This is a genomic window from Hymenobacter coccineus (assembly GCF_001816125.1).
GTDB lineage: Bacteria > Bacteroidota > Bacteroidia > Cytophagales > Hymenobacteraceae > Hymenobacter > Hymenobacter coccineus.
On sequence record NZ_MDZA01000240.1, the window covers coordinates 1 to 2197 of the forward strand.

The following is a 2197-nucleotide window of genomic DNA, read 5'->3' on the forward strand; positions in this document are numbered from 1 at the left end:
GGTGGCGGGGCTCCTTGCGGCGGGGTTTGCTGCATTTGCTGCTGCCGCTGCCGCAGCGCTTCCTGCTGCTGCTGGCCCACGGGCGGGCCCCCAACGCCGCCGGTTTGGCTGCCGCCGGCCGAACCAGGCCGCGTGGCCGGTGAGCTGGTCTGTGCCGCCGCGCCCAACGTCGTGGCCAGTAGCCCCAGGCTGGCGGCTGCGACCCGATAGGAGCGGCCCGGCCGAAAATACAGATTTCGCATACCCGCCAGCACTAGGCTTTAATGTTATTTTAATGTCGCTAGAACACGAAAAACCCGTAGCTGGCCGGAGTGTTTAGAAAAAATAACCTCATCCATAATGTACCTGAACATTAAATTATGATAACTGCCTGATTTTGTTAAATACTATATTGGATAGGGCCTTGCCTGCTATTTGGGCCCCCGCGGGTGCCAGTCGGTGGCGGGCCTCGTTAGATTCGTCCTCGTTTTTGGCCACCACAAGCTGGGCCACGCCGCTAGTGGCGGCGTGCTAAGCGCCGGAAGCGGCGAGTGAGTTAACCGGAGCTTCCGGCCCGGCAGCTACACGTGGGGCGGGGCGGGCGCGGACACGACACATAGAAGGGCCGCGCGAACCAGTGGTTCGCGCGGCCCTTCTATGTGTCGTGTCCCGAACGGGGTGGTCCGGCGAATTGTCCGAAGGGATTCGTCGGGCTACTCTCACTACAGCGGCTTCGGGCAATCGTAAGAGTGGCCCAACGACAGAAAAAGTCGCCAGACCACCTCGTTCTGGCCCATCCCCGTTTCATGGGGCTGGCGGGTGGTGCAGGGGCCCTAATTAATTAATTAATTACAGAATGGCCTGCATCTGCATCGTCACCTCGGGGCGGTAGCGGACGTCGTTCACGTTAGTAAAATCGGGGCGGGCGCGGTAGTTGAGCGTGATTTTGGCCTGGTGGCCGTCGAGCAGCACGTTCACCCCGCCGTCGAACAAATGCACGTCCTGGATGCGGCCGTCTTCGCGGCGTAGGCCTTCGTAGTGGCCGTGGGTATAGCTCGCGTAGGGCTGCAAGCGCGCTTTGGGGCCCAGCAGGCGCTGGGGCAGCAGGTAGCCGGTTTGGATGGTTTGGGCCGTGCCGGTGCCCACCACGGGCACGGCGTTGCCGCGCAGTGCGGCCGAGCCGTAGCCGGGGTTGAGGTTGCCGGCGTAGCGCACCAGGTTGTTGCCCATGTTGTATTTATAAAAGGCGCTGTAAATGGTAAAGGCCGTGCGCTGGGCCGTGTCCACGGGCGTATCGAAGAACACGTCGGCCGCGAACACGCTCAGATCTTGCTGCCGGTAGGGAATGGCCCAGGCGCCGGCCGCCGGCGTGGCGGTAGGGGCGGCCTGGTCGCGCAGGTACAGACCGTTGGCGTAGTAGAGGAAGCCCGTGCCGAGGTTGAACACGCGCTTACTACCCAGGTAGGTGCCCACCGGGAAGGGCACGAGGTTGGCCTCTTTCTCCAGGAATTCCCACGCGAAATACCCCTGGTAGACCTTGCCGCGGGCGCGCGGGTTGAACTGCGCCACGCCGGTGGTGAGGGTAGCGGGCGTGCTGGCGGTGTTATTCTTAAAGGCGTCGTTCACCGAGAGGCGGTAGTCGAACTTGCCCACCCGGCCGTGGCCGAACAGCCCCACGCCCCGCCCGGTCTGGTCGATGGCGTCGAGCACCGGCCACTGCGTGCCGGGCGTGTCGAGTGTGAGCAGCGAAAACGCGGCGAAGCTGCTCTGGCGCGAGATGCCGTTGTAGGCGTGCAGGCCCCGCCGATGCTCAGGTACTTGTTCACCTTGTAGTCCAGCATGGCGTCGTGCATGTAGAACGACGCCTTTTTGCCCGGTCCGGTGGCCTCGCCGGGGCCCCGCCCGAGATGGTGCTCTGCGAGTTGATGCCGAGCTGGGTGACGATGACGAAGCGCGAGTTGAGCTGCGAAACCAGCAGCAGCCGGGCGCGGCGGATGCCAAAATCGAGCTGGCTGCTGACGGGCTCCTCGGTGCCGTTGACGGTGCCCGTGTTGTTGTCGGTGTAGCGGCTCCAGAACTGCACGGCCGTCATCAGGCGCACGTATTTCGAGCCGTCGGGGGAGATATTGATTTTCATGCCCGGGCCGTAGGGGGCCGATTTGGCGGGCTGGGCCATGGGCTGGGGCAGCACGTTGGGGGGCGGGGTCGGGGGGCCCGG

At 64.0% G+C, this 2197-nt stretch carries 2 protein-coding genes and 1 pseudogene; all 3 read right to left on the minus strand.

The annotated features are described in order from the left end of the window. On the minus strand, positions 1-242 hold a 242-nt coding region (locus BEN49_RS28910), incomplete at its 3' end, for a hypothetical protein (RefSeq protein ID WP_204376119.1). A gap of 586 nt (positions 243-828) precedes the next feature. Next, on the minus strand, positions 829-1689 hold the full coding sequence (locus tag BEN49_RS14125) for a hypothetical protein (protein ID WP_070744421.1): 861 nt from the start codon (positions 1687-1689) through the stop codon (positions 829-831). Positions 1690-1801: 112 nt separating this feature from the next. Further along, a pseudogene (locus tag BEN49_RS27420) lies at positions 1802-2197 on the minus strand (hypothetical protein); the annotation flags it as partial.